Origin of the sequence: Shewanella litoralis, from assembly GCF_009828585.1 — a bacterium.
GTDB classification, from domain to species: domain Bacteria; phylum Pseudomonadota; class Gammaproteobacteria; order Enterobacterales; family Shewanellaceae; genus Shewanella; species Shewanella litoralis.
Genome location: NZ_WSRZ01000021.1, coordinates 48338 through 71055, shown reverse-complemented (window position 1 = coordinate 71055; position 22718 = coordinate 48338). Strand labels below are relative to the sequence as shown.

The window sequence follows — 22718 nt, the reverse complement described above, 5'->3', positions numbered from 1 at the left end:
TTTTGCCGTTATCTCTGCCACCTCAATGGCTTGATAACACTCACCGGCTTTTGCTTTCGCTGTCTGCCGTGTCAGTGGATGCGCATTATAGGCAGCTTAAGATTTAGTGCAAGCGCTTTTATGTATTTAAACTTTTGAACGTTGAACTTTTGTTCAGATCGTTTCTTTTTTGGCTTTTCTGCTTAAAGAACCACCTTTAGCTAGATCACAAAATGCTAATTTTTGATATTAAAGTTAATTTTGAGCTCAATTTTTCAACAGTAGTCTGGTGTATCTGGTAAATTTTAATTACTATGTAACGGTTTTTAACAGTTATTTATCATTTTCATATTCATTAGAGATTATTTTATGCAGAAATCATTCGTGATTGTATTGATTGCGGCGCTTCTTGGCGCTTTTGTTTTTTCTCAGTTTGGCGGTACATCTTCCTCTGTAGCGTTTATTGCTGGTGTTGTTGTAGCAACATTAATTTTCACCTTCATTCCTACAAGCTCAGCAAACTCTGCTGATGAGCCTTATGTAGGACCAACCATGACACTATATGTAGGTAATTTGCCTTATCGTGTACATGAAGGCGAAGTGAAAGCTTTATTTGGCGAGTATGGCCCAGTTAACTCTGTGCGTTTAGTTCGCGACCGTAAGACAGGACGTCGTAAAGGATTTGGCTTTGTTGAAATGTCTGAAGCGGGTGCTCAAAAAGCAATGGCTAAACTTAACGACTACAGTTTCCAGGAACGTACGTTAAAAGTAAGAGAAGCTAAATCGCAAGAGTCTGACTCTGATAATAGCTAGCTCGTTAGTTTTATTCAGTACTGCCTTAGTCGGTTATGGTTACCAGCGAAAAATCACTAAAACCATAATCGACTAATGTCCCTTTAAGTCCGTCGTTAATCTCTTTGGTATAGCACGCTTGTAATACCTTATGACCATGGTGTTCTTTACTCAGTAAAAATCTCACCCGCTTAGCCACTGCCTCTCCAGAATCCAATAATACAACGCCTTTTCCAAGATAATCACTTATCTCTGCAGCTATCATCGGGAAGTGAGTGCATCCTAATACTAATACATCAATGTCAGATGCTTTTATCGGCTCAAGAATATTGTGTAGTTTATGTATGTCTATTTTTTGTTGGGCGACATGTTGTTCTGCTAGCAAAACTAATTCAGATGTACCAAACAGTTCAACTTTACAGTCGCCGGCAAATTGCTGGATTAATGTTTGCGTATAATCTCGCTTCACCGTGCCCGGTGTAGCAAGTAAACCGATATGCTTTTTGGCAGATAACATTGCAGCTGGTTTAATGGCAGGTACAACTCCCACAACTGGGATGGTTAATAGCCTACGTAGATGTGGCAACACTAATGTACTTGCCGTATTGCATGCAACGACAACAATACTGGCATTAAGTCGTTTTGCATGATGAGTAATCAACGAGACGCAACCTGTTATCAAGTCTTGCTCTGATAAGTTGCCATAAGGCAAGCGGGCATTATCAAACAAGTAACAGTAATCGTGCTGCGGAAGTTGTTTTCTAATTTCACTCATGACCGACAATCCGCCGATACCAGAATCAAACACTAAAATAGGTCCAGACAATATTGGCTCCAATTATCAATATGTTCAGTATTATTCGCCTTGTCGCTTTATACTAGGTCGCGAAATACTAGACATAAGCGTCATTTAGTATAATATTTGCGCCCTTTTTTACAGCCTTAGGTGGACTACATGAATTTAGCTGCAATGGATCCTAAAAACTACGATGCACAATTACAACAAAAGCGCATCAAGCTTGAACAGGCCTTTGCCGATTTCAATCCACCAGCACTTGAGGTCTTTGCTTCAGAGCCAATGAATTATCGCATGCGTGCTGAATTTAGAATGTGGCATGAAGGCGATGACTTATATTACTACATGTTTGATAAAGCACTGAATGCAAAAGTGCGTTGCGATCAATATTTGCCTGCTGGCGTGCTCATTAATCAAATGATGGCAGAATTGATTGTTGAATTAAAACCTAATCCAGCATTACGCCATAGACTATTCCAAATTGACTTTTTGTCGACATTAAGCGGCGAGATATTAGTATCATTGCTATACCACCGCCAGCTTGACGAAGAGTGGCGCGAACACGCAACTCAGTTAAAAGCAAAATTAGCTGCCAAGTATAATGTCAATATTATTGGTCGTGCCCGCAAACAGAAAATCGATTTAGATAAAGACTTCGTTGTCGAGTCATTAACGGTTAATCAGCAGATATTACAATACAAGCAAATTGAGAACAGTTTTACTCAACCTAATGCCAAAGTGTCAATTAACATGCTCGAATGGGCAATAGATGCCACCAAGCACAGCCAAGGTGATTTGTTGGAACTGTATTGCGGCAATGGAAATTTTACCATTGCTCTGGCGCAAAATTTCAACCGTGTATTAGCAACTGAATTAGCTAAACCTTCTGTTGATGCCGCTCAGTATAATATTAACATCAATAACGTCACTAACGTTCAAATCATCCGTATGTCAGCAGAAGATTTTAGTGATGCAATGGCGAAAAAGCGGGACTTTAGACGTTTAGAAGGTATCGATTTAGACAGTTTTGACTGCAATACCATCTTTGTCGATCCGCCACGTGCAGGTATCGACCCTGAAACGCTAAAGCTTGTACAAGGCTACGAGCGTATTTTATATATCTCGTGCAACCCTGAAACCTTAAAAGACAACTTACTCACACTAAGCGAAACCCATGAGATAAGCCGTTTTGCCCTGTTTGACCAATTCCCATATACCGATCACATGGAATCGGGCGTGCTACTTGTACGTAAGTAACCTGAGCTCGATGTATGGACTCCACCAACCTACAGTCGTAAATTAGTGTCGACCAAAACAAAGGAGTCCATACATGAGTAAGCAGTTTACTAAATAATAAGGGCGCAAATCTTTGCGCCCTTATTATTTCTACTTTTTAAACCCAATCCGTTAAGCACGATTATCCATCTTTTGCTGCAACGCTTCGGCGCCTGTGGCTACCATGCGCAGCTGTAACACAAGCTGATCAGCTAATGCTTTACGCTCACTTCGTTTGATATCTAATGCCGATGCTCCTGCGTTAAACACCAAAATAACCAATGCTTCTGCCTGTGCTCGGGCTAAATCCGGAGTGCGATTAGCCTGTGCTTCGGTGTAATGAGCCAATTCAGAAATAAAATGCTCAATTTCACGCTCAACGGCCGCTCTAAAAGCTGCAGATGTACCAGATCGTTCATGTAGCAAAATACGAAATACGTTTGGATTAGACTCTAACACTTCTATAAAGGTGTCGACCGAAATACGAATTACACTGCCACCCGCTTCAGCACGTTGACGTCCTTTGCGCATCATTTGCCGTAAGGTTAAACCGCCCTCATCAACCATGGTTAATCCGAGTTCGTTCATGTCTTTAAAATGACGATAGAAAGAAGTGGGAGCAATACCAGCTTCACGGGCAACTTCACGTAAACTTAAGCTTGAAAAACTACGTTCTGCACTTAATTGATTAAATGCTGCATCGACTAATGCACGACGCGTTTTTTCCTTTTGTTGTGCTCTAACACCCATCTACTCATCCAATCAGTCAATATTTAGCAACAGATAATACCGTTTTTAAAACAGAAACACAGCCCTGTTAAACTTGACCCATGCCTACTACCTAAGTTAAATTAGCGTACAAATGTACGCTCAACTTGCTAAAACCTATAATTGGAATCCTACTAAATGAAAAAACCTCCAATCATTTGGCTTAATACCCTGTTATTTGCCATCACTTTACTTGGCGCTGTGGTATTGATCCCTTGGCGTGGTATCACCCATGGCTTTGACGGCATTGAATGGATTGCATTTGTTGTTTTTGCTTACGCGAGTGGTTTATCTATTACTGCTGGCTACCACAGACTCTGGTCTCATAAAGCATATAAGGCCCACCCAGCGGTTCGTTTTTTATATGCTCTCGGCGGTGCATTAGCACTACAGAATAGTGCATTACATTGGTGTAGTGACCATCGTATACATCACAAACATGTTGATAATAATGATAAAGATCCGTACTCAGCTAAGATGGGGTTTTGGTATAGCCACATAGGTTGGATGCTACGTGAATATCAGGCCAGTCGTTACAGCGATTACAATAACGTACGCGACTTACAAAACGATCGTATCGTGATGTGGCAACATAAACACTACCTAGCGTTAGTCATTTTAATGAACATTGGTTTGCCGGCATTTTTAGGTTGGTTAAACGGTGACATACTTTCTATGGTGTTAATGGCGGGTTTACTGCGCTTAGTAGTAGTACATCACTGCACCTTCTTTATTAACTCATTAGCCCACATCTGGGGTAAACAGCCGTACACAGATAAAAACACGGCTCGTGATAATGCATTTATCGCTTTATTGACATATGGCGAGGGCTATCACAACTTTCACCATATTTTTGAAAACGATTACCGCAACGGCATTAAGTGGTGGGACTACGATCCAACCAAGTGGTTAATTAAAAGTATGAGTTGGGTCGGCTTAACCACTGACTTACGCAAAGTACCACAAGAGCGTATTGAAAGTGCTCGTTTGCAAATGCAACTTTTGCGAGCCCAGAATCAAGTGGCTCACTTGCCTAACTGTGATGAAATTATTGAGAAGTTTCAGGCTGAATACGACTTAATGAAACAACACTTACTTGAATATTATCAAGCGAAAAAAACCTTATTAGAAGCGAAACGTAAGCAATTAGCCGACCATAATCTTAAGCAACAAGTACAAGATTTACGCAGTCAATTTTTAGAAAGACAGCGTCATTGGAAAAGTTTAACATCGGCTTACGCTCAATAAACTCAGTGCAACGAAAAAGGCCATCTTGATTTAATCAAGATGGCCTTTTTGTTTATTGTATCTCTACTATTTATTGTTCGAACTGTTGTGTCACTTGCTGCTGAAGGGCCATACGATTGGTGGTATCACCGGCAACCACAGGCGCAATATTCACCTTCACCCGAGACCAAAAACGTGTTGGTTTAGTCGTTAATGCATGTCCGCCTTTATGACTAAAGTACGATCCCCATAGCCCATTAAGTGCTAGCGGTATAACCGGTACTGGGTCGCGTTGTAAAATCATCTCAATGCCTGGTCTAAACTCACCAATATCACCATCTGAGGTTAAACGACCTTCAGGGAAGATACACACTAGTTCACCATTGGCTAACGCATTATGAATTTGCTCGAACGCATTAAGATAAGTCGCTTCGCACTTTTTAGGTGAGCAAATAGGAATAACGCCAGCATGCCTAAACACATACTTTAATAACGGAATTTCGCTAATCGACTTGTCCATCACAAAACGAATTGGTCGCGTTGACGCCCCCATAATAATTAGCGCATCAACGTAGCTTACATGGTTACTAACAATGATCCCGGCTCCTTGAGCCGGAATGTGTTGTCTGCCCTGCACGTTAACCCGATACATGACATGACTAAGCAGGTAGCTAATAAACCGTTGAGTAAACTCGGGCACTTGAGAGTAAACATAAATCAGTACCACTAAGTTAAGTACACCGATAAGCATAAATAACTCAGGAATACTCCAACTAAACACCCCAAGTAAGACTATCGATAACACCGCCGAGCCAACCATAAACAACGCATTAATAATGTTGTTTGCCGCGATAGCTTGCGCACACTCTTGTTTTTCTGCGCGAGTTTGAATAAATGCATATAAAGGCACAATAAAGAGTCCGCCGCTTAACCCCACCAGAAACAAATCAATCATCACACGATAATGCTGAGCATTGCTAATAAAAGACTCAAAACTATAGACAAAACCTGGCTCCACCACTTGTAGCGGGATTGCGCCTATCATGTCAAAGCTAAATACACTGAGCCCCAATACCCCAAACGGCAACAGGCCGAGTTCAACATGGCCAAACGAAAAACGTTCACACACAAAAGACCCAACCGCAATCCCCACAGAAAATAGCGCTAACAGTAAAGACACCACCGTTGCATCTGCATGTAAGTGCAACTTGGCAAAATTAGGAAACTGAGTCAGATATGTCGCACCGACAAACCAAAACCAACTAATCGCTAAAATAGCCATCCAGATTGATGTGGTTTCACGCGCTTTACTAATGCAGCGCCAAGTGCCTGAGAAAAGTGAAAACTTATTCGGGTTTAACTCACCCTGCGCTGGCAAAGAAGGAATAGCTCGACTGGAAAGATAACCCGCTACAGCTAGCACACACACTATGATGGCCGCCCAGGTTAAACCGTTTTCATTCGCGACCACTAAACCTGCACTTAATGTACCAATGAGAATCGACAAAAAAGTGCCCATTTCAACTAAAGCATTACCTTTTACTAATTCGGCCTCGCTCAGTGCTTGAGGCAATAAAGAATATTTAACCGGACCAAAATAAGCAGACTGACTACCGGTTAAAAATAACAATACCAACATCACCATATAACTCTGGCTAATTATCGCGACAGCAGCTGTGGACATGATGATCAGTTCTAGTAACTTTAAGCGTTTGATCAATGTTGCCTTATTCATATTATCTGCCACTATCCCCGCATGAGCGGAAAACAAGAAAAAAGGCAAAATGAAAACACCTGCGGCTAAATTAACAAATAAGTTAACATCAATAGGCAGCGCATTAAGCTGGCTGTAGGTCACCAGTAATAACAGGACATTTTTATAAAAGTTATCATTTAGCGCCCCTAAACACAGAGTCGCAAAATAAGGAAAAAAGCGTTTGGTTAATATCATACTAACTCCCTGTTTATGCCCATACCGGCAAAGTATCCTTGTACATGACTATGCAGCATTGCCTGCAAGTCACTGTGTGTGTTAAATAATTTTCCATCTAACGCTAAACACGTTAATCCATGAATACCGCCCCAAAGTACCCTGCTCATCAACTCTACTTGTTGATCGCTAATGTCTGCTACACATAAACGCAGCTGCGACTCGACTAATGAAAATAATGATTTGATTAGATTGGAATGATTAGCAGGTAAAGGCTGGTTGTCGGGCAACGATAACTCAAATACCAGGCGGAAACAGCTTTTATGTTGCAGTGCAAAGTCACTATACCGAGTCGCCATATGTTGAATATTAAGTAACGGCTGTTCAGTGGTTAACCCTTGCAGCGCTGCATATAAGTTAACTAACGTATGCTCAGACACAGTTAATAATAAATATTGATAATTACCAAAGATATTAATCAAAGTACTAGGCACATAACCGATTTCGGCAGCAACTTTTCGTAAGCTCAACGAGTGAATACTGTCATGCTGTAAATGCATAACAACGGCTGCTATCGCCATCTGTTTAATTTGCTCATGAGTGTGTTCTTTACGTCTGGCCACTGCGCTACTCACTATCCATTATCTTAATGAACGCTAAGTTAACAGTAAACAAAATAAAAAACAACGTTCATAATATTATTTTTACTTATTGGGAAACGACAACTTGGTTTGATAAACGACTAAAACACAAGATATTCTGCCTAATAATGACTATAATTGCTGCTCAATACGCCATCGAAAGATCACCCCAATTATGTCAGAGCAAACCGTTAAACTTACCGAATATAGTCATGGCGCTGGTTGCGGCTGTAAAATCTCTCCTAAAGTCCTAAGCACCATTCTTGCATCGCAACTGCCAGTGTTTACTGATCCTAATTTACTCGTGGGCAATCAAACTCGTGATGATGCCGCCGTATACAAGCTCAATGAACAAACAGGCATTATTAGCACTACCGACTTTTTTATGCCTATCGTTGACGACCCATTTACTTTTGGCCGTATCGCCGCAACCAATGCGATTAGCGATATATACGCCATGGGCGGCACGCCAATTATGGCCATTGCAATATTAGGTTGGCCTGTCAATGTATTGCCACCTGAGATTGCACAACAAGTCGTCGATGGCGGACGTCAAGCCTGCGCGGATGCTGGTATTATGCTTGCCGGCGGCCACAGTATTGATGCACCAGAACCCATTTTTGGTTTAGCCGTCACCGGTCAAATTCCACTTGAGTTACTCAAGCAAAACAATACTGCTAAAGCAGGCGATCGTTTATATCTCACCAAACCGCTGGGTATTGGTATTTTGACTACTGCGCAAAAACAAAAAAAATTACGTGACGAAGATAGTCAAATAGCACCACAAGCCATGTGCCAGCTCAATACAATTGGTATCGAGATAGCTAAAATCACTGGCGTGAATGCCTTAACCGATGTCACTGGCTTTGGTTTAGCAGGTCACTTAATTGAAGTGTGCCAGGGGGCAAAACTCAAAGCTAACCTCGCATTACATAACGTACCTTTACTGCCAAAGGTTGCAGATTACTTAGCACAAGGCTGTGTGCCTGGCGGTACCCATCGTAACTTTGATAGTTACGGCGAGCATTTACCACCTTTAACCGACGACCAAAAAGCCATTTTGTGCGATCCACAAACCAGCGGTGGTTTATTAGTGGCTGTCAATGCAGAAAGCGAAGCCGAACTGCAAGCGTTACTTACTGCCAATAATATTACTGCAGTGTGCATTGGCTCAATGGCCGAGTTTACCCCTGTTAATGTTGGCCACGATATACTCATTGAGTTAACTCAATGAACGACATCATTCCCAGTTCTGAATATGGCCGGTTACTACTCGAAAACAGACCACTAATTGATGTGCGCGCCCCAATAGAGTTTACTAAGGGCGCGTTTAGTCATTCGGTAAATTTGCCGTTAATGCAAGATGGTGAGCGCGAAAAAGTCGGCACCTGTTATAAGCAGCACGGCCAGGATGCCGCTATTGCGTTAGGTCACCAGTTGGTGAGCGGCAAGGTAAAACAAGCGCGAATTGAAGCCTGGCAAACCCAACTATCACAACACCCAGACAGCTATTTATACTGTTTTCGCGGTGGACTGCGCTCTAAGCTATCGCAACAATGGATAAAAGAATCGGGCCTTAATGTGCCTTACATTCAAGGTGGCTATAAGGCAATGCGCAACTTTTTAATTGAAGCAATAAACAGTGCGCCAAAGCACTCCAGTATGCTGATTTTAAGTGGCATTACCGGCAGTGGTAAAACCGAATTTATTCATCAACGTGATGAGTCGGTTGATTTAGAAGGTATTGCCAATCATAAAGGCTCGAGCTTTGGCAAAAACATTGAGCCACAACCAACGCAAATCAACTTTGAAAATACACTAGCAGTATCCTTGCTCAAACATCAGCAGCTACAGCATCGACATTTATTGCTTGAAGATGAGAGCTTCCTAATTGGTCGCTCAGCACTCCCTCATGCTTTTTATCAAGCCATGCAGCTTGCAGATATCGTATTACTGGATGAACCAAGAGACATCCGTCTGCCTCGTTTACTTAACGATTATGTCACCGAAAAGCTAGCAGACTATGTTGTTAAGTTTGGTGAGCAAGCTGGTTTTACAGCATTTAGCGACTATCTCAGCCAGAGTCTTACAGGGATACGTAAGCGCTTAGGCGGTAAGCTACATAGTGAGCTGCAACAATTGGTAGACGATGCATTATTACAGCAGTTGAATCAAAATGATGTGAGTAAACATCTAGAGTGGATTAGCGAGTTACTTGAGGTTTACTATGATCCTATGTATCAGTTTCAATTAGAAAAGAAACAAGACCGCATTATTTTTCAAGGTGACAGGCAAGCGATTCATCAATGGTTAGACGCTCGTAAAACAGTCTAAAAAATAACGCCCTCTTTTGAGGGCGCTATTTTTTAATAGCATAATATAATGATAAATCTTGTCGCCAAATCAACGTAATAACTAGGTTGTAAGCAAAATATCCCAAGGTAAATTGGGGCTACCAACCACTATAAAATTCGGGTTCTCTAAGCTTTCACGTTCGTTGTATGTCATTGGCTGCAAGTTAATATCAATCAAAGCACCGCCGGCTTCTTCAATAATAATTTGCGCCGCGCCCGTATCCCACTCACCGGTTGGCCCTAAACGCACATAACAATCAGCGCGGCCTTCTGCGACTAAACAACTTTTTAATGCCGCGCCACCCATTACCACTAATTCGCAATGATTAGGTTTGTTCATTAATTTCAATACAGATTGCGGATCTTGGCGACGACTTACCGCTAAGCGAATATTATCGGTTTGATTGCCGGTAAGCTGTCTACTGGTAATGCGGACCTCATTTTTACCGTCACGCTTATACGCACCTAAGCCTGCAATGGCGTAGTAACACACCTTAGTCATGGGCACATAAACAATCCCCATAATAGGGCGATTGTGTTCAACCAATGCGATGATTACAGAAAAATCACCACTGCCAGCAATAAACTCGCCTGTACCATCTAGTGGGTCAACCAACCAATAGCGCTTCCATGTCTCGCGCACACTTAATGGAATATCGGCCGCTTCTTCACTCAAAATAGGGATATCTGGCGTCAATGCAGCCAACTGCTGGCAAATAATATCGTTGGCAGCCAAATCTGCCGATGTCACTGGCGTATTGTCTGATTTAATCTCGCGTTTAAAGCTACCATTTACATAAATGTCGCGGATTTTCTCTCCGGCCTCAGTGGCGATGCCGATAACTTGGTCAATTACATCTTCTGGCTTCATTACTACTCCAATCGCTGGGTTCGATAAGGATAACCTTCTAAGGGGTACAATTACCTTTTCATCCCTTAATATCGCGGTTGTTTGCCTAAATTATTGTGGCGCGTAAATAGCGTGCACGTTGAACTATAGGGTTGAAACTACTTTTGCGTTGTCTCAGAGGTTGCTAAATATTGCTGAGTTAAAAATAATGCGCTCACACTGCGAGACTCTGAAAAATCACTATTGTCGAGTAATAATTGCCAGTCCGCTAAAGGCCACGGAATAACATCTATCGGCTCAGGTTCGTCACCTTCTAAACGGCTGGGGTAAAGCTGCTCAGCAACAAAAATCTGCATTTTGCTTGAGAAATAACCGGGAGCCAATGACAACTCTTTTAACAGTGTTAGCTTATGACTGCCAAATCCAATCTCTTCTTGTAGCTCGCGATTGGCGGCTTCAATGGCTGTTTCACCAGGATCGATCAATCCTTTAGGAAAACCTAATTCATAATTATCAGTACCTGCAGCATACTCACTGGCTAATAACAATTTACCTTGGTGAATAGGGACAATCATCACAGCCCCTCTGCTACCGCCTTTCATTCTTTCGTATTGGCGTTCAACGCCGTTAGAAAACTTAAGGTGAACCTGCTCAATTTGAAACAGTCGGCTTTTAGCAACGACTTCTGTGTGCAGGATTTCCGGCTTTTTATGCCGCTGTGTCATTGCAGCCCCATGTGACGAATTAATAAAGACAAGGTACAATCTTACTATTCTACGTATATTCTACAACCGGAATTTACATGTTTCCTTGGCATAACATAGACACAGTGCTGCTCGATATGGATGGCACCCTGCTAGATTTGCACTTTGATAACCATTTTTGGCTGCAATTAGTGCCACAGCAATTAAGCCTGTTACGCCAGATTAGCCTAGACGATGCTAATGATTTGGTGACTCAAGCGTACCATAATGTCGTCGGCACCCTAGATTGGTACTGTTTAGATTATTGGCAACAACATTTAGGCTTAGATATTTTGGCTTTGCATCATACGGCGGCAGACAGGATTAACATACGCCAGGACAGCATGCCCTTTTTACAAGCTCTCGCGGGTGCAAGTAAGCGGCGAATTTTGTTCACCAATGCGCATCCTCATAGCTTAGCGTTAAAGCTCACTCACACCAATTTAGCCGAAGGCTTAGATGAGTTATTGTCGAGTCATGAAAGTGGCTACCCCAAAGAGCATCCCAACTTTTGGCGTTATGCGTTTGATAAATTTAATTTAGAACCTGCTAGATGCTTATTTATTGATGACAGTGAAGTGATTTTAGCGGCGTCAAAGCGCGCTGGTGTGGGCTATCAATTAGGTGTGAGTAACCCCGACAGTAAAAAGCCGCACACGGTATTTAAGCAGTTTCCCGCGGTGAGTGACTTATTACACGCACTTTAACGAGTACAAAAGAAAGTGAACATTAAAAAGCGCGTTGATATTGCTATCAACGCGCTTTTTACTTACTTCTATTTGGTGAGCCAACAATATCAGTATTGATTTACAACCCTGGCACGACACCCTGATAGTTGATTGGATAATATCCCTGGCTATCTTGGCGACCTAAAAATTGTAACGCGTCGCGTAAATCTTTTGGTTGGGTATCTGTCGGCTTAATTTTAGCGCTGACTTTAACTAAGTTTGCTTCACCTAAAATAGCGGTACCCGTTAAGCCGATGGTATTTTGAGTTTCATCTGTCGCTAATTGTAATTGGCCGTCAAGGCAGCTCAAGCCTAGCGCGATATTACCTACCGGATACGCACCAAATTGGTTTTTAACGTCGGTATTATTTAAAAATAACTTGCCACTTAATTGTTCGCACCAAGGCTTACCTTGCTCTAGCACTTCAATCATTAAGCTCACATCACCGCTCACTTGAGTTTTAAAAGGTAACCGGGCTCCGGCAAGTAAAAAACTGTCTGGTACATCAAGGCGAATATTGTTACCACTGATCCCCGCAAGAGACCAGGTTACACTGCCCTTACCGCTAACCGGTGTTGCACGATTACCAATGCTGAAATCAATATTGGCTTGGCCCATAAACAAACCCCAAGGGCTTAGTTGCCAACTCACATGCTCAACTTGACGCTGATCAACTGAAACTAATGCTGCTTTGCCTTCCCATAATGTCCCTTCTGTGCCGCTAATGACCACATTGTTAGGGAGCGGTGCAATACTGACTAACCAGTTTGCAGGAATGTACGCGACGAGAAACACAAAATAAACCAGTACGCCAACCAGTATTTTAAAAAATAAACTCACAAAAAATCCTTACTGTGAAAGCTGAATACGTCTGACTTTAACAAAGCCAGTAACATCAGATTCGGCTAAATCGACGCTGTCTAGCGTTAAGCCTTTTTGTTCAACTAAATCGTGTAAATAACCGAGCAATGCATCAAACGGAACATCGTCCATCCACAACTGTATTTTGTCACCTTGCGGCTGCATTCGGGTGATTTCTAATTGATATTGCCCAGCCGTTTGGTTAACGATTGAACTTAAGCTGCCACGCACTTTTGCTTGAGCGCCTGCTTGCTTTAAACCGGCAATTTTATTGGCGGTTTGTTTGACATAATTTAAGGTTTGCTGGGCAGCATTATGGCTGCGTTCCGCCTCTATTTGAGCATTTGATATTGGTGTCCATATACCCCAATACATAATCCCAACAACAAGAATCGCTGCGCAAAAACCAACGAGCTGCTGTTCTCTCAGCGCTAAACCTTGCCACCAGGTACGCAAATTATTCATTTTATTTGCTCCTCAAGGTCAAGGTGCTGGTCACGTTTTCGTCCGTGCTGTTCATTGCGCCACCGTCTAATTGATAATCTTTGGCTACGATCTCTTTAAATTGATCAATTTGGGCATAATTTTGCGCGGTCACTTGCATACGTAACTCATTACGATTGCCCTCAAAGCGCAAACTATTTGGCTTAAGATCTGGCACTTTACTGAATGCCGGTTTAAGTCCGTCGAGCATCTCAAAAAATGCCGCGCCGCCACCTTGGCCTTGCATATTGCGTAAGGTACTGTCCATTTGCGAGCGCATATTAACAATGCGACTTACACCTGGTACAGCCTGCTTAAAAATGGCTTCGCTTTGAGCACGTAGCACTTCAGTGTCGTTATTAAGCTGATGGATCATCAAACCTTTATTCACCAATGCTAATACAATGGCGAGTACTAAAATAATCGCAGCATTTTTCCACACTAACAGATGTTTGCTGTATTCGCGTTTTGGCTTGTAGATCCCACTGAGTAAATCAATGGGGGCATTCAGCACCCCTTTAGCCAATACCATCATAGGCAGATCAAGTGGCTTACTGTCTACTTGCACACCGTCAATCGCAATATCTTCGCTATAACAAGCTACATTAATTTGCGCGTTATCATTACGTGCTGTCGCTTGCTTGACTAACTGAGGCAGTGCAAAGGCTGACCACGCTTTAGGTAGGCTTATACCGCCACCTTCAGATGTACGAATAAGATATTCATTACCTAAGCTCATTGCTGCCCATCGACATTGCTCTAATGGCAATGCTAAACAGTCTGGCACAATGCGTTTTACTTTTAAGCCCGCTTCTTGTAACCAGGCTAGCCAGGTTTGCATTTGCTCATGGGCAACGGCTGCTACATTGAGGAGTTCACCCTCGCGCGGACCCACCACAAAATGCATACGGTCAACGTCTGTTGCGAGCGATTCTTCTAGCATGTAAGGCAAGGCTTTTAACGCTTGGCGCTGGCCTTTTTCAGGCAATGCGATTTGAGTCAATGTCATACTGGCCGCAGGCACAAGTACATCAACAGGACGATTGCCCGCACGCTCAGCTAAACTGCTCAGGCTCGCGGCGTCAGCCAACTCACCTGAGGCAATAATTTCTTGCTCTTGCTCTGACCAGACAAGCCATGAACATGGGTGTTCTGATGTTTTTCCTAACCGGATAAATAGCCGTTCAGACACTGTTATTCTCCACCGCTCTCAATACGTCTTTTATACGCTATGAGCTTGTTATTATTGTTGGCCACCATACTGACGGGTGAGCACTTCTAAATTATTGCCATTGCGCTTAAGCACACTGTCCATTCTAAATATTGCATTGTCGACTTTGGCGCCCGCGTGTAATAAAAAATACTCGCTATCGACAACAAAGCTCGACTTGAGATCCGCTTCCGCTTTAATACTGCTAAGCGATGAGCTTTCCCAAAATTCTTCAATGGTACCGTAACCGTCTGCAGGACGTTCGTTGATAATATTTTCAGCTTCACTTACTGAGACTTCATTCTCTAACATTGCAGCAAGTAAGGCGGCTTGTTCCACTTTAACGGTATTCACATTTAATAACTGTCGACTGTCGCCGGGTATTGCACAGACATAATCTAAAATATTGATGTACACATTTTGATTAAACCCAAGCACTGCACGTAATTCGCTGCGATGTTGCATCAAGGTATTTGCTGCGCGATACGGCACATTACGTGATTCATATTCTGCATCTTCTGCACCATAAGCACTCGATACCGTATCCACATCGATGTAATCTTTTAAGGTTTGCGTTAGTTGCTCAGCACCAAAGTCATCAACACCTAAACCCATTAACAAGGATTGAAACTGCCTTGCTGCTAAGGTCATTTTAGGTTGATTATCTTCGGTACTGCTTGACGGCTCACCCACGGCATTAACATTAAAACAGGCTCGCATATCTTCAATTTCGCCAACAATTTCGCCGTACTCTGCCGGAAATACTACATTAGCTAACGCCCAATATTGTTGTAAATGCACTGTGCCTTCGGCGTCTTCAAAATCTTGTTTCAGCACTTTCATTGCCAGCTCTTCAGCAGACATGGCATACCAATAAGCTTGGTCATATTGCGCCATATTTAACGTCCGGCGCATAGATAACTGGTTACGGCTGGTGATATTGGTGGCAATAATGACCACTAACGCCACAATCAGCATTACGACGATAAGCGCGACACCTCGCTGCTTTTGGCCGCCCATTAGCTTGTACCCTCATCTTTTGAGTCATCTTTTGAATCATCTTTTGAATCATCTTTTGAATCACCTTTTGATTCGGTAACGGGTGCGCCTTTAGGCAATAAAAAACGTCGCTGAATTTTACCTAGGCCTTCGATTTCGATTTCCATGGCAATACCTTTTGGCATTACGGTTCCATCAGCTTTAGTTTGCCATTTATCATCAATAAAAAACGAATACTCAATCGATACCACATGGTCAATCACTAGGCTTTTTAATGGTTCTGCGCCCACAACAGGCTCAGGATACGGATAATACCAACGCTCTAAACGCCCCGCCTGCACCACATAAGCAACCGATTGCACACTGCCTCTGGGTAACATGCCGTCTGGGTTTAGCCAACCTAATCTGAAAAACATTAATGCTTGAGTGTCAGAGTCGAGAATATTATCGCCAGCTTGAAAAAACTGCTTAGCACGATCGCCTTCAAATGATCGTGGCGTACGAGCCACCATTTGGCCTAAATCACGCTCTAATGCACCAAACCCTTGTTGTAATGCTTTGAGGCGAACGGCAAAGTCTTTGGTCACTTCATCATTTTTCATTACCGCAGACAATACCGAGTTAGCCGCAATACCCAGCATGGCAAAAATCGCTATTGCGATGAGCATTTCAAGTAAGGTAAAACCGCCTATATTAGGCTTTGTTGTGCACATAACTGCTTACCTGAGCGACAATTCGTTCATAGCGGTTATCGTCGCTAACACTCACTTTAATCATTCTAAATTTATCGTCTGTGGTTTTTACCACTTCTTGTCGCCAGTACCATTCGCGCCCAGCTAATTCGACCTGACCTTCTTTTTTGCCAATATCAGGAAAGTCACTGGTTAATCTAATATCAACCATTTGATTGCTAGCAACCCACTGGGCAAGCGTGCGCTCTTCTAAAATGGGCATATTGGCCATTTGCTCGCTCAAGCTTTTGGTTACCGACACCGCAGCAATTGAAAACACCGCTAATGCTACAATCACCTCAAGCAAAGTCATGCCTAGCTGTTTATTCAATGAGTGAATAGAGCGAGGTGAATTATTCATCGACTCGCCCTAGGGTTAACCGGCCTAAAGCATCACCAACCACTAATACATTAACGGGTTTAAGCTCATCATCTATGGTGGCAAAATTAAGCTCAAATGGGGTCATTTCGCCACTTGGGAATAATAAAATCTGTGGTTCAGGATGTTTTTTCTTTTCTTCTTCGCTTTCTTCATCGATAAACGGCTCGTCAAACCACGACTCGTCTTGTTCATCTTCTTGTACTAATGGCATGCCATCAATCACAACGTCGAGCACAACTCCTGGTTCCATTTGTTGAGTTGCCAATAAACGGTCTTGCTCAACAGGCATCCATTTACCTTCTTTATAAAATACAAATTGGTATTCGTCTTCATCAATCACAATGCCAATAAACTGGCCGCTGAGCACGCTTTCATCCAACACCATTTCAGTGGCCGACATAAAACGTTGCGCCTGTTTTTTAAGCGCTTGTTCTGGCCCTGCGACGTTCATAGAAATGGTGACTGCAGCAGCCACCAAACCCATTAACAATGCAACCAGTAATACCTCAAGTAAGGTAAAGCCTGCGTGACGACGAAAATGCATATTATTGGAAGTCTTGTAAATTCCAGCTGCCAATATCATCTTCAGTCCCTGGTTGGCCATCTGGGCCCGAACTAAAGATATCAATTTTGCCATTTTCACCTGGGCTTAACAGTAAATAGTCATTGCGCCATGGATCTTGTGGTAAACGCTTCACATAACCTCCTTCACGGAAATTACGAGGCTCTGGCGATGAGGTCGTTTTTTGTACTAATGCGTCAAGACCTTGCTCTGTAGTTGGGTAAATACTGTTATCTAATTTGTACATATCTAAAGCATTTTCGAGTGCAACAATATCTGAAACCGCTTTTTGTTGATCCGCTTTGTCTTTGTTGCCCATTAAGTTAGGCACAACCATTGACGCTAAAATACCAAGAATAACAATCACCACCATTACTTCTAGCAAGGTGAAACCGCGTTGTTTATTGTGTTGTTGCATTAAAGACTTCCTTCTAAAAATGACTCAAAATCTTGAGCTAACCGGCTTTGCGTATTGTGCTTAGCCACTGATTAAGTTATTTAATTCTAATATTGGCTGCAAAATAGCCATCACGATAAAGAGTACAACCGACGCCATACTCACGACTAGCATGGGCTCAAAAACCCCTAGGGCGATATTGACGTTAGACTCAAACTCACGGTCTTGGTTGTCTGCGGCGCGTTCGAGCATATTTTCTAATTGGCCACTTTTTTCACCTGAGGCGATCATGTACAGCATCATCGCAGGGAACAACTTAGTATTAGTCAACGCGGCACCCAAACTGGTTCCCTCACGCACACGTGCAGTTGCATCATCTACTGCGGCGCGCACTTTGACGTTTTGTAATACTTCACTCGCAATACGCATTCCATCAAGCAGTGGCACTGAGCTGGCCGACAAAATACTTAAGGTACGAGCAAAACGTGCAGTATTTAAACCTTTGCTAACTTTACCAATAACCGGAGTATTAAGTAACGCGCTATCGTACTTCATTCGTATATTGGGATTGGTCAGCATGCGCTGAAACAATATTAAGCCGCCAAACAAAATTAATACCACCAGCACACCCCAATGTTGCACAAAGTCAGACGCTAGGATTAAAAATTGTGTTGTGCCAGGAAGCTCCTGGCCCATATGCTCAAATTGACCGACCACTTTAGGCACTACTGCAGCAAGTAATACAGCAATCACACCAATGGCGACAACCGTCAGCACAATAGGATAAATCATGGCTTGAGTGAGTTTGGACTTAAGTTGTTGGCGACGCTCGGTATAGTCAGCAAGACGATTCAGTACCACTTCTAAATGGCCCGACTTTTCACCAGAGGCAACCATGGCGCGATACAAATCATCGAACACATGCGGAAACTCAGCCATAGAGTCGGCTAAGCTGTAACCTTCAACGACTCGAGAACGAACCGCCATGATCATATTACCCAAGCGGGCTTTTTCAGATTGTTGCCCAACCGCTTTTAATGCTTCTTCAATTGGTAAACCTGCCGCCACTAAGGTGGCAATTTGCCGAGTGATTAATGCAAGCTCGGCAACAGAGATACGTTTTCTAAACAGATTAGCAAGGCTAAAGCCGCCGCGCTGCGAACGGGCTTCTTTCTCACTGACAGGTTGTAGCTCTAGCGGCATAAGACGTTGCTCACGTAGTTGACTACGAGCATGACGTGCGGTGTCTGCCTCTATCACTCCTTTTTGCTGTTTGCCTTTGCTATCAAGGGCTTTGTATTCAAACGCTGCCATTGATTATTCCTCGCGCGTCACACGTAGCACTTCTTCTAACGTGGTCACGCCTGCGAGCACTTTACTCATGCCATCATGACGAATACTGGGTATTGATTTACGGACGTATTTTTCAATGGCTAACTCGCCGCGACCACCGTGGATTAACTCACGCACATTGTCATCAACAATCAATAATTCATGAATACCAGTACGGCCACGATAACCATTATTACCACAGGCTTTACAGCCTTTAGCACGGTAAATATGCCGAGTGTCATTGGCGGTTATGCCTAGGAGTTCACGTTCACGCTCATCAGGCTCGTGTGCTTCTTTACAGCTTGGGCACAAGGTACGAATAAGGCGCTGAGCCAAAACGCCAAGTAAACTGGATGACACTAAGAAAGGTTCAACACCCATATCTTGTAAACGGGTAATCGCACCCGATGCCGTATTGGTGTGCAAAGTTGAAATCACGAGGTGGCCCGTTAACGAGGCTTGTACAGCAATTTGAGCGGTTTCGAGGTCGCGAATTTCACCAATCATGACCACATCAGGATCTTGACGCAAAATGGCGCGCAGGCCTCGGGCAAAGGTCATGTCAACTTTGGTGTTAACCTGAGTTTGACCAATACCTTCAAGCTCGTACTCGATAGGATCTTCAACAGTGAGGATGTTGGTGTCTTTAGAGTTAATTTCAGTTAAACCAGCATACAGGGTGGTACTCTTACCCGAACCAGTTGGACCGGTCACCAAAATAATGCCGTGAGGTTTACGAATTAACTCATCAAATTGCTCACGAATACTCGGTGTCATACCTAATTGTTGTAGATCTAAATTACCGGTATTTTTGTCTAATAAACGCATTACCACACGTTCGCCATGGCTCGATGGCATGGTCGACACACGCACATCGACTGCACGGCCGGCAATACGTAATGAAATACGGCCATCTTGCGGTAAGCGTTTTTCGGCAATGTCTAAACGCGCCATCACCTTAATACGCGACACTAACAAGGATGACAATTTACGGTTTGGCTTTAAGACTTCTTTTAGGACACCATCGATACGAAAACGCACCACAAGCTGTTTTTCATAGGTTTCGACGTGAATATCTGACGCTTCTTCTTTAATCGCTTCCGACAGCAACGCATTAATTAATTTAATAATGGGCGCGTCGTCATCACCTTCAAGTAAGTCTTCTGTTTGCGGTAATTCTTCGGCTAGGGTAAACAAGTCCATTTCATTACCAATATCTTCCATAAGCTGTTGTGCTTCTGAAGAGTTAGCTTGGTAAGCCTGGGTTAACTTAGCTTCAAACTTAGCCACTTCTAACTTTATTACGGCTAGCTCAACGCCCGCATAACGCCTGACTTCTAGCATGGCGTTTAGCGGTGTATTGTCGGTATAAAATAAACAAAGCTGCTCGTTTTCTTTGGCTAATACCAACTGAAAGCGATGCGAAAACGCAAACGGCAGACGCTCTTTACTGTTCGAGTGAAAAACTTCATCGCCTTCAACCACTTCCAGGGCAACATCACTTGATACTTGAGCTAACGGCTCTGTCATTGCACTATCAATCATTGTCTTGAGCCCTGTCCTTTTGCATGCTTTCATCGATGACTTTTAAAGCCGCATCCGATTCACGCATGTCAGTGCTCAATCCTTCACCGCTTTTATAGCGGTCAAGCATGTCATTGACTTCATCTGGCAAGTAGGCTTCTTGGCTCCACTCTTCTAACACTGGCACCTGGGTATTTGGCATAAGGTTAATACCACTGCTCTGTTGCTCAAGTTGTAGAGCACGGAAGTAATTGTATTTACGACCTGCAATACCTTCCATTGTCATGCCATCGCGGATAATCGTTGGCTTGATGAAAATCATCAGGTTTTTCTTGGTCTTTTTACTAGAAGAAGATTTAAACAGATGACCTAAAAATGGAATATCGCCCAAGATTGGTACTTTTTGGATACTTTCTTGTACTTCTTCATTGATCAAACCACCTAACACCACAATTTGACCTGAGTCGGCCATCACAGTGGTGGTTAATCGACGCGTTGAGAAACTGATATCAACACCTGTATTACCGTTAACACCCGACACTTCTTGTTCGATGGTTAATTTAACAGATGAGCCTTCGTTAATTTGCGGCACCACTTTTAGCTTAACGCCCACTTCTTTACGCTCAACCGTTTGGAAAGGGTTATCGTTATTTGAGCTGGAGGTTGAGCCAGTAATAATCGGGACTTCATCACCGACAATAAATGACGCTTCTTGGTTATCTAACGTAGTGATTGAAGGTGTGGCTAATACGTTTGAATTAGTGTCACTGGATACCGCTTGAATTAACGCGCCAAAGTTACCAGACGCCACACCCCACGCCATGCCATTCACTTTGCCAAGCGCTTGAGCAATTAAAGTGTAATCACCGTCTGATGTTGGGTTAGTGGTTGTGGTTGGATTACCATTACCATCAATGGTTGTTACACTGGTACCGTCTTCTTCTTGAGCTGCGATAACCCCCGCGCCAATTTCACTGATGCTCGGGCCGATATTATTAAATTGGGTTAAACCACCAGAAGTGCTGCCCCATTGCACACCAAAACCGACGTTATCCCCTTCGGCAATTTCTACAATAATCGCTTCAACTAATACTTGAGCACGGCGAATGTCTAACTGGTTAATCACACTTTCAATGGTACGTAACTGATCGGGTTCTGCGCTGATCACCAATGAGTTGGTATCTGGATGCGCCATGATATTAATGTCATTACGACGTTTAGTTGTGCTGCCCTGTGCTGCGGTACCGCCATCTTTATTTTCTTGCAGGTTTTGCGCAAAACCGGTTAATACTTCAACTAAGTCTTCGGCTTTGGCATAACGTAAATAGCGTACTTTGGTATTGCCTGTATTGGCCTGTTCTGCGTCGAGGCGTTGAATTAATTCAATCACTCGCTCACGGCTTTTTTCATCGCCACTGACGACCACAGCGTTCATGCGCTCGTCGGCAACAACTTTGGGAGCCTGCCCAGGTAACTGCGCCTGGTTAGCACTTGAACGGTATAAGGTATCTACGATACGAACGATTTCACCGGCCGATGCATAGTTTAATGTCACCACTTCAACCGCGGTGTCACCTTGCTTGTCGACTCGGCGCACAATCTCAACTAACTTATTGACTACCGCCGCTCGGCCAGAAATCATTAAAACGTTGGCTTGGTCGTAGTTAACCACGTTACCGCCACCAGCATTGTCGTTTAACTGACGTAAAAGCGGTGCAAGTTGCTTAGCTTCAGAGTTATACAATGGCACCACGCGGGTCACCATTTCGTCACCTAAACCTGGGGTGTTATCGTCGGCAACTCGAATGGCGGATGTTTTAGCGTCTTTGTCTTTAATGACTTTAATGACCTGGTTTTCCATTTCAACCACAGCATAGCCATAAACCTGCAACACGTTTAAAAAGAATTGGTAATACTGCTCATCATTTAATAAGTCGTAACTACGGACGTTAATTTTACCGCGAACGGTAGGGTCAACAATGATGGTTTTATTGAGGTTTTTACCGACAATATTAATAAACTCTTGAATATCAGTGCCTTTAAAATTAGCCGCATATTGCTCTGACCAGGCCATCGGCGCAGCCATCATGGCAGCACCCACTAACATTCCAGCAATAAGCTTATGTCGGATCCCTTTGTTATTCATTTTACTC

General features: G+C 43.2%; 23 protein-coding genes. 6 read left to right on the top strand and 17 right to left on the bottom strand.

Features of this window, described 5'->3' with window-relative positions:
- Positions 1 to 348 precede the first annotated feature (348 nt).
- On the top strand, positions 349 to 792 hold the full coding sequence (locus tag GQA99_RS16030; protein ID WP_160055549.1) for an RNA recognition motif domain-containing protein: 444 nt from the start codon (positions 349 to 351) through the stop codon (positions 790 to 792).
- Positions 793 to 817: 25 nt separating this feature from the next.
- On the opposite strand, the gene murI is transcribed toward GQA99_RS16030, so the two are convergent.
- Entirely contained in the window at positions 818 to 1597 is a 780-nt protein-coding gene (murI, locus tag GQA99_RS16025; protein ID WP_160055547.1) for a glutamate racemase, read from the bottom strand.
- Positions 1598 to 1726: 129 nt separating this feature from the next.
- On the opposite strand from murI, the gene trmA reads away from it, so the two are divergent.
- On the top strand, positions 1727 to 2824 hold the full coding sequence (gene trmA, locus GQA99_RS16020) for a tRNA (uridine(54)-C5)-methyltransferase TrmA (protein WP_160055545.1): 1098 nt from the start codon (positions 1727 to 1729) through the stop codon (positions 2822 to 2824).
- Between the two features lie 150 nt (positions 2825 to 2974).
- Here the strand turns inward: trmA and fabR are convergent, their stop codons facing one another.
- Positions 2975 to 3592 carry an HTH-type transcriptional repressor FabR gene (fabR, locus tag GQA99_RS16015; RefSeq protein ID WP_160055543.1) on the bottom strand — a complete coding sequence of 206 codons (618 nt, stop codon included), beginning with the start codon at positions 3590 to 3592 and terminating at the stop codon, positions 2975 to 2977.
- Between the two features lie 156 nt (positions 3593 to 3748).
- Here fabR and GQA99_RS16010 point away from each other — a divergent pair, with 156 nt between their 5' ends.
- Positions 3749 to 4858 (top strand): acyl-CoA desaturase, encoded by a 1110-nt coding sequence (locus GQA99_RS16010; RefSeq protein ID WP_160055541.1) that lies wholly within the window; start codon positions 3749 to 3751, stop codon positions 4856 to 4858.
- 70 nt (positions 4859 to 4928) lie between these two features.
- Here the strand turns inward: GQA99_RS16010 and GQA99_RS16005 are convergent, their stop codons facing one another.
- Both GQA99_RS16005 and GQA99_RS16000 read right to left on the bottom strand, forming a co-directional pair.
- Positions 4929 to 6788, bottom strand: coding sequence for an MFS transporter (locus tag GQA99_RS16005; protein ID WP_160055539.1), 1860 nt, complete (start codon positions 6786 to 6788; stop codon positions 4929 to 4931).
- Positions 6785 to 7390, bottom strand: a complete 606-nt coding sequence (locus GQA99_RS16000; protein ID WP_160055537.1) for a TetR/AcrR family transcriptional regulator — start codon at positions 7388 to 7390, stop codon at positions 6785 to 6787. Before GQA99_RS16000 ends, GQA99_RS16005 begins: the two co-directional genes overlap by 4 nt.
- A 193-nt stretch (positions 7391 to 7583) precedes the next feature.
- On the opposite strand from GQA99_RS16000, the gene selD reads away from it, so the two are divergent.
- Both selD and mnmH read left to right on the top strand, forming a co-directional pair.
- Positions 7584 to 8642, top strand: coding sequence for a selenide, water dikinase SelD (gene selD, locus GQA99_RS15995; RefSeq protein ID WP_160055535.1), 1059 nt, complete (start codon positions 7584 to 7586; stop codon positions 8640 to 8642).
- A complete protein-coding gene (gene mnmH, locus GQA99_RS15990; RefSeq protein ID WP_160055533.1) occupies positions 8639 to 9742 on the top strand; it encodes a tRNA 2-selenouridine(34) synthase MnmH in 1104 nt (367 codons plus the stop codon). Before selD ends, mnmH begins: the two co-directional genes overlap by 4 nt.
- 81 nt (positions 9743 to 9823) lie before the next feature.
- Here mnmH and cysQ read toward each other — a convergent pair whose 3' ends face one another.
- Both cysQ and nudE read right to left on the bottom strand, forming a co-directional pair.
- Positions 9824 to 10633, bottom strand: a complete 810-nt coding sequence (gene cysQ, locus GQA99_RS15985; RefSeq protein WP_160055531.1) for a 3'(2'),5'-bisphosphate nucleotidase CysQ — start codon at positions 10631 to 10633, stop codon at positions 9824 to 9826.
- Between the two features lie 137 nt (positions 10634 to 10770).
- Entirely contained in the window at positions 10771 to 11337 is a 567-nt protein-coding gene (gene nudE / locus GQA99_RS15980) for an ADP compounds hydrolase NudE (protein ID WP_160055529.1), read from the bottom strand.
- Positions 11338 to 11414: 77 nt separating this feature from the next.
- On the opposite strand from nudE, the gene yrfG reads away from it, so the two are divergent.
- Complete coding sequence (yrfG, locus tag GQA99_RS15975) at positions 11415 to 12062, top strand: GMP/IMP nucleotidase (protein ID WP_160055527.1); 648 nt, start codon at positions 11415 to 11417, stop codon at positions 12060 to 12062.
- A 100-nt stretch (positions 12063 to 12162) separates the two neighbouring features.
- Here the strand turns inward: yrfG and GQA99_RS15970 are convergent, their stop codons facing one another.
- Genes GQA99_RS15970 through gspD form a run of 11 tightly spaced genes read right to left on the bottom strand, consistent with a single transcriptional unit; the run spans position 12163 to position 22711 of the window.
- On the bottom strand, positions 12163 to 12924 hold the full coding sequence (locus tag GQA99_RS15970; RefSeq protein WP_160055525.1) for a type II secretion system protein N: 762 nt from the start codon (positions 12922 to 12924) through the stop codon (positions 12163 to 12165).
- Positions 12925 to 12933: 9 nt separating this feature from the next.
- Positions 12934 to 13410, bottom strand: coding sequence for a type II secretion system protein M (locus tag GQA99_RS15965; RefSeq protein WP_160055523.1), 477 nt, complete (start codon positions 13408 to 13410; stop codon positions 12934 to 12936).
- 1 nt (position 13411) lies between these two features.
- Positions 13412 to 14620 (bottom strand): type II secretion system protein GspL, encoded by a 1209-nt coding sequence (gene gspL / locus GQA99_RS15960; RefSeq protein ID WP_160055521.1) that lies wholly within the window; start codon positions 14618 to 14620, stop codon positions 13412 to 13414.
- A 51-nt stretch (positions 14621 to 14671) separates the two neighbouring features.
- On the bottom strand, positions 14672 to 15658 hold the full coding sequence (gene gspK, locus GQA99_RS15955; RefSeq protein WP_160055519.1) for a type II secretion system minor pseudopilin GspK: 987 nt from the start codon (positions 15656 to 15658) through the stop codon (positions 14672 to 14674).
- Positions 15658 to 16350 carry a type II secretion system minor pseudopilin GspJ gene (gspJ, locus tag GQA99_RS15950; protein WP_160055517.1) on the bottom strand — a complete coding sequence of 231 codons (693 nt, stop codon included), beginning with the start codon at positions 16348 to 16350 and terminating at the stop codon, positions 15658 to 15660. Before gspJ ends, gspK begins: the two co-directional genes overlap by 1 nt.
- Positions 16331 to 16729 (bottom strand): type II secretion system minor pseudopilin GspI, encoded by a 399-nt coding sequence (gene gspI, locus GQA99_RS15945; RefSeq protein ID WP_160055515.1) that lies wholly within the window; start codon positions 16727 to 16729, stop codon positions 16331 to 16333. Before gspI ends, gspJ begins: the two co-directional genes overlap by 20 nt.
- Positions 16722 to 17294 (bottom strand): type II secretion system minor pseudopilin GspH, encoded by a 573-nt coding sequence (gspH, locus tag GQA99_RS15940; protein ID WP_160055513.1) that lies wholly within the window; start codon positions 17292 to 17294, stop codon positions 16722 to 16724. The genes gspI and gspH overlap by 8 nt, the downstream gene beginning before the upstream one ends.
- Position 17295: 1 nt before the next feature.
- Positions 17296 to 17730, bottom strand: a complete 435-nt coding sequence (gene gspG, locus GQA99_RS15935) for a type II secretion system major pseudopilin GspG (protein WP_160055511.1) — start codon at positions 17728 to 17730, stop codon at positions 17296 to 17298.
- Positions 17731 to 17790: 60 nt separating this feature from the next.
- On the bottom strand, positions 17791 to 19023 hold the full coding sequence (gene gspF, locus GQA99_RS15930) for a type II secretion system inner membrane protein GspF (protein ID WP_160055509.1): 1233 nt from the start codon (positions 19021 to 19023) through the stop codon (positions 17791 to 17793).
- Between the two features lie 3 nt (positions 19024 to 19026).
- Positions 19027 to 20571 carry a type II secretion system ATPase GspE gene (gene gspE / locus GQA99_RS15925; RefSeq protein WP_229785943.1) on the bottom strand — a complete coding sequence of 515 codons (1545 nt, stop codon included), beginning with the start codon at positions 20569 to 20571 and terminating at the stop codon, positions 19027 to 19029.
- A gap of 7 nt (positions 20572 to 20578) precedes the next feature.
- Positions 20579 to 22711 carry a type II secretion system secretin GspD gene (gene gspD, locus GQA99_RS15920; protein WP_160055505.1) on the bottom strand — a complete coding sequence of 711 codons (2133 nt, stop codon included), beginning with the start codon at positions 22709 to 22711 and terminating at the stop codon, positions 20579 to 20581.
- Positions 22712 to 22718: the final 7 nt, after the last annotated feature.

What these genes read in the sequence shown, in the direction of transcription:
- gspE (WP_229785943.1), bottom strand. Translation starts at nt 20,571, where the DNA reads ATGACAGAGCCGTTAGCTCAAGTATCAAGTGATGTTGCCCTGGAAGTG.
- gspF (WP_160055509.1), bottom strand. Translation starts at nt 19,023, where the DNA reads ATGGCAGCGTTTGAATACAAAGCCCTTGATAGCAAAGGCAAACAGCAA.
- GQA99_RS16010 (WP_160055541.1), top strand. Translation starts at nt 3,749, where the DNA reads ATGAAAAAACCTCCAATCATTTGGCTTAATACCCTGTTATTTGCCATC.
- gspG (WP_160055511.1), bottom strand. Translation starts at nt 17,730, where the DNA reads ATGCAACAACACAATAAACAACGCGGTTTCACCTTGCTAGAAGTAATG.
- gspH (WP_160055513.1), bottom strand. Translation starts at nt 17,294, where the DNA reads ATGCATTTTCGTCGTCACGCAGGCTTTACCTTACTTGAGGTATTACTG.
- GQA99_RS16030 (WP_160055549.1), top strand. Translation starts at nt 349, where the DNA reads ATGCAGAAATCATTCGTGATTGTATTGATTGCGGCGCTTCTTGGCGCT.
- gspK (WP_160055519.1), bottom strand. Translation starts at nt 15,658, where the DNA reads ATGGGCGGCCAAAAGCAGCGAGGTGTCGCGCTTATCGTCGTAATGCTG.
- fabR (WP_160055543.1), bottom strand. Translation starts at nt 3,592, where the DNA reads ATGGGTGTTAGAGCACAACAAAAGGAAAAAACGCGTCGTGCATTAGTC.
- trmA (WP_160055545.1), top strand. Translation starts at nt 1,727, where the DNA reads ATGAATTTAGCTGCAATGGATCCTAAAAACTACGATGCACAATTACAA.
- mnmH (WP_160055533.1), top strand. Translation starts at nt 8,639, where the DNA reads ATGAACGACATCATTCCCAGTTCTGAATATGGCCGGTTACTACTCGAA.
- selD (WP_160055535.1), top strand. Translation starts at nt 7,584, where the DNA reads ATGTCAGAGCAAACCGTTAAACTTACCGAATATAGTCATGGCGCTGGT.
- yrfG (WP_160055527.1), top strand. Translation starts at nt 11,415, where the DNA reads ATGTTTCCTTGGCATAACATAGACACAGTGCTGCTCGATATGGATGGC.
- gspI (WP_160055515.1), bottom strand. Translation starts at nt 16,729, where the DNA reads ATGAATAATTCACCTCGCTCTATTCACTCATTGAATAAACAGCTAGGC.
- cysQ (WP_160055531.1), bottom strand. Translation starts at nt 10,633, where the DNA reads ATGAAGCCAGAAGATGTAATTGACCAAGTTATCGGCATCGCCACTGAG.
- GQA99_RS15965 (WP_160055523.1), bottom strand. Translation starts at nt 13,410, where the DNA reads ATGAATAATTTGCGTACCTGGTGGCAAGGTTTAGCGCTGAGAGAACAG.
- gspJ (WP_160055517.1), bottom strand. Translation starts at nt 16,350, where the DNA reads ATGTGCACAACAAAGCCTAATATAGGCGGTTTTACCTTACTTGAAATG.
- gspD (WP_160055505.1), bottom strand. Translation starts at nt 22,711, where the DNA reads ATGAATAACAAAGGGATCCGACATAAGCTTATTGCTGGAATGTTAGTG.
- GQA99_RS16005 (WP_160055539.1), bottom strand. Translation starts at nt 6,788, where the DNA reads ATGATATTAACCAAACGCTTTTTTCCTTATTTTGCGACTCTGTGTTTA.
- nudE (WP_160055529.1), bottom strand. Translation starts at nt 11,337, where the DNA reads ATGACACAGCGGCATAAAAAGCCGGAAATCCTGCACACAGAAGTCGTT.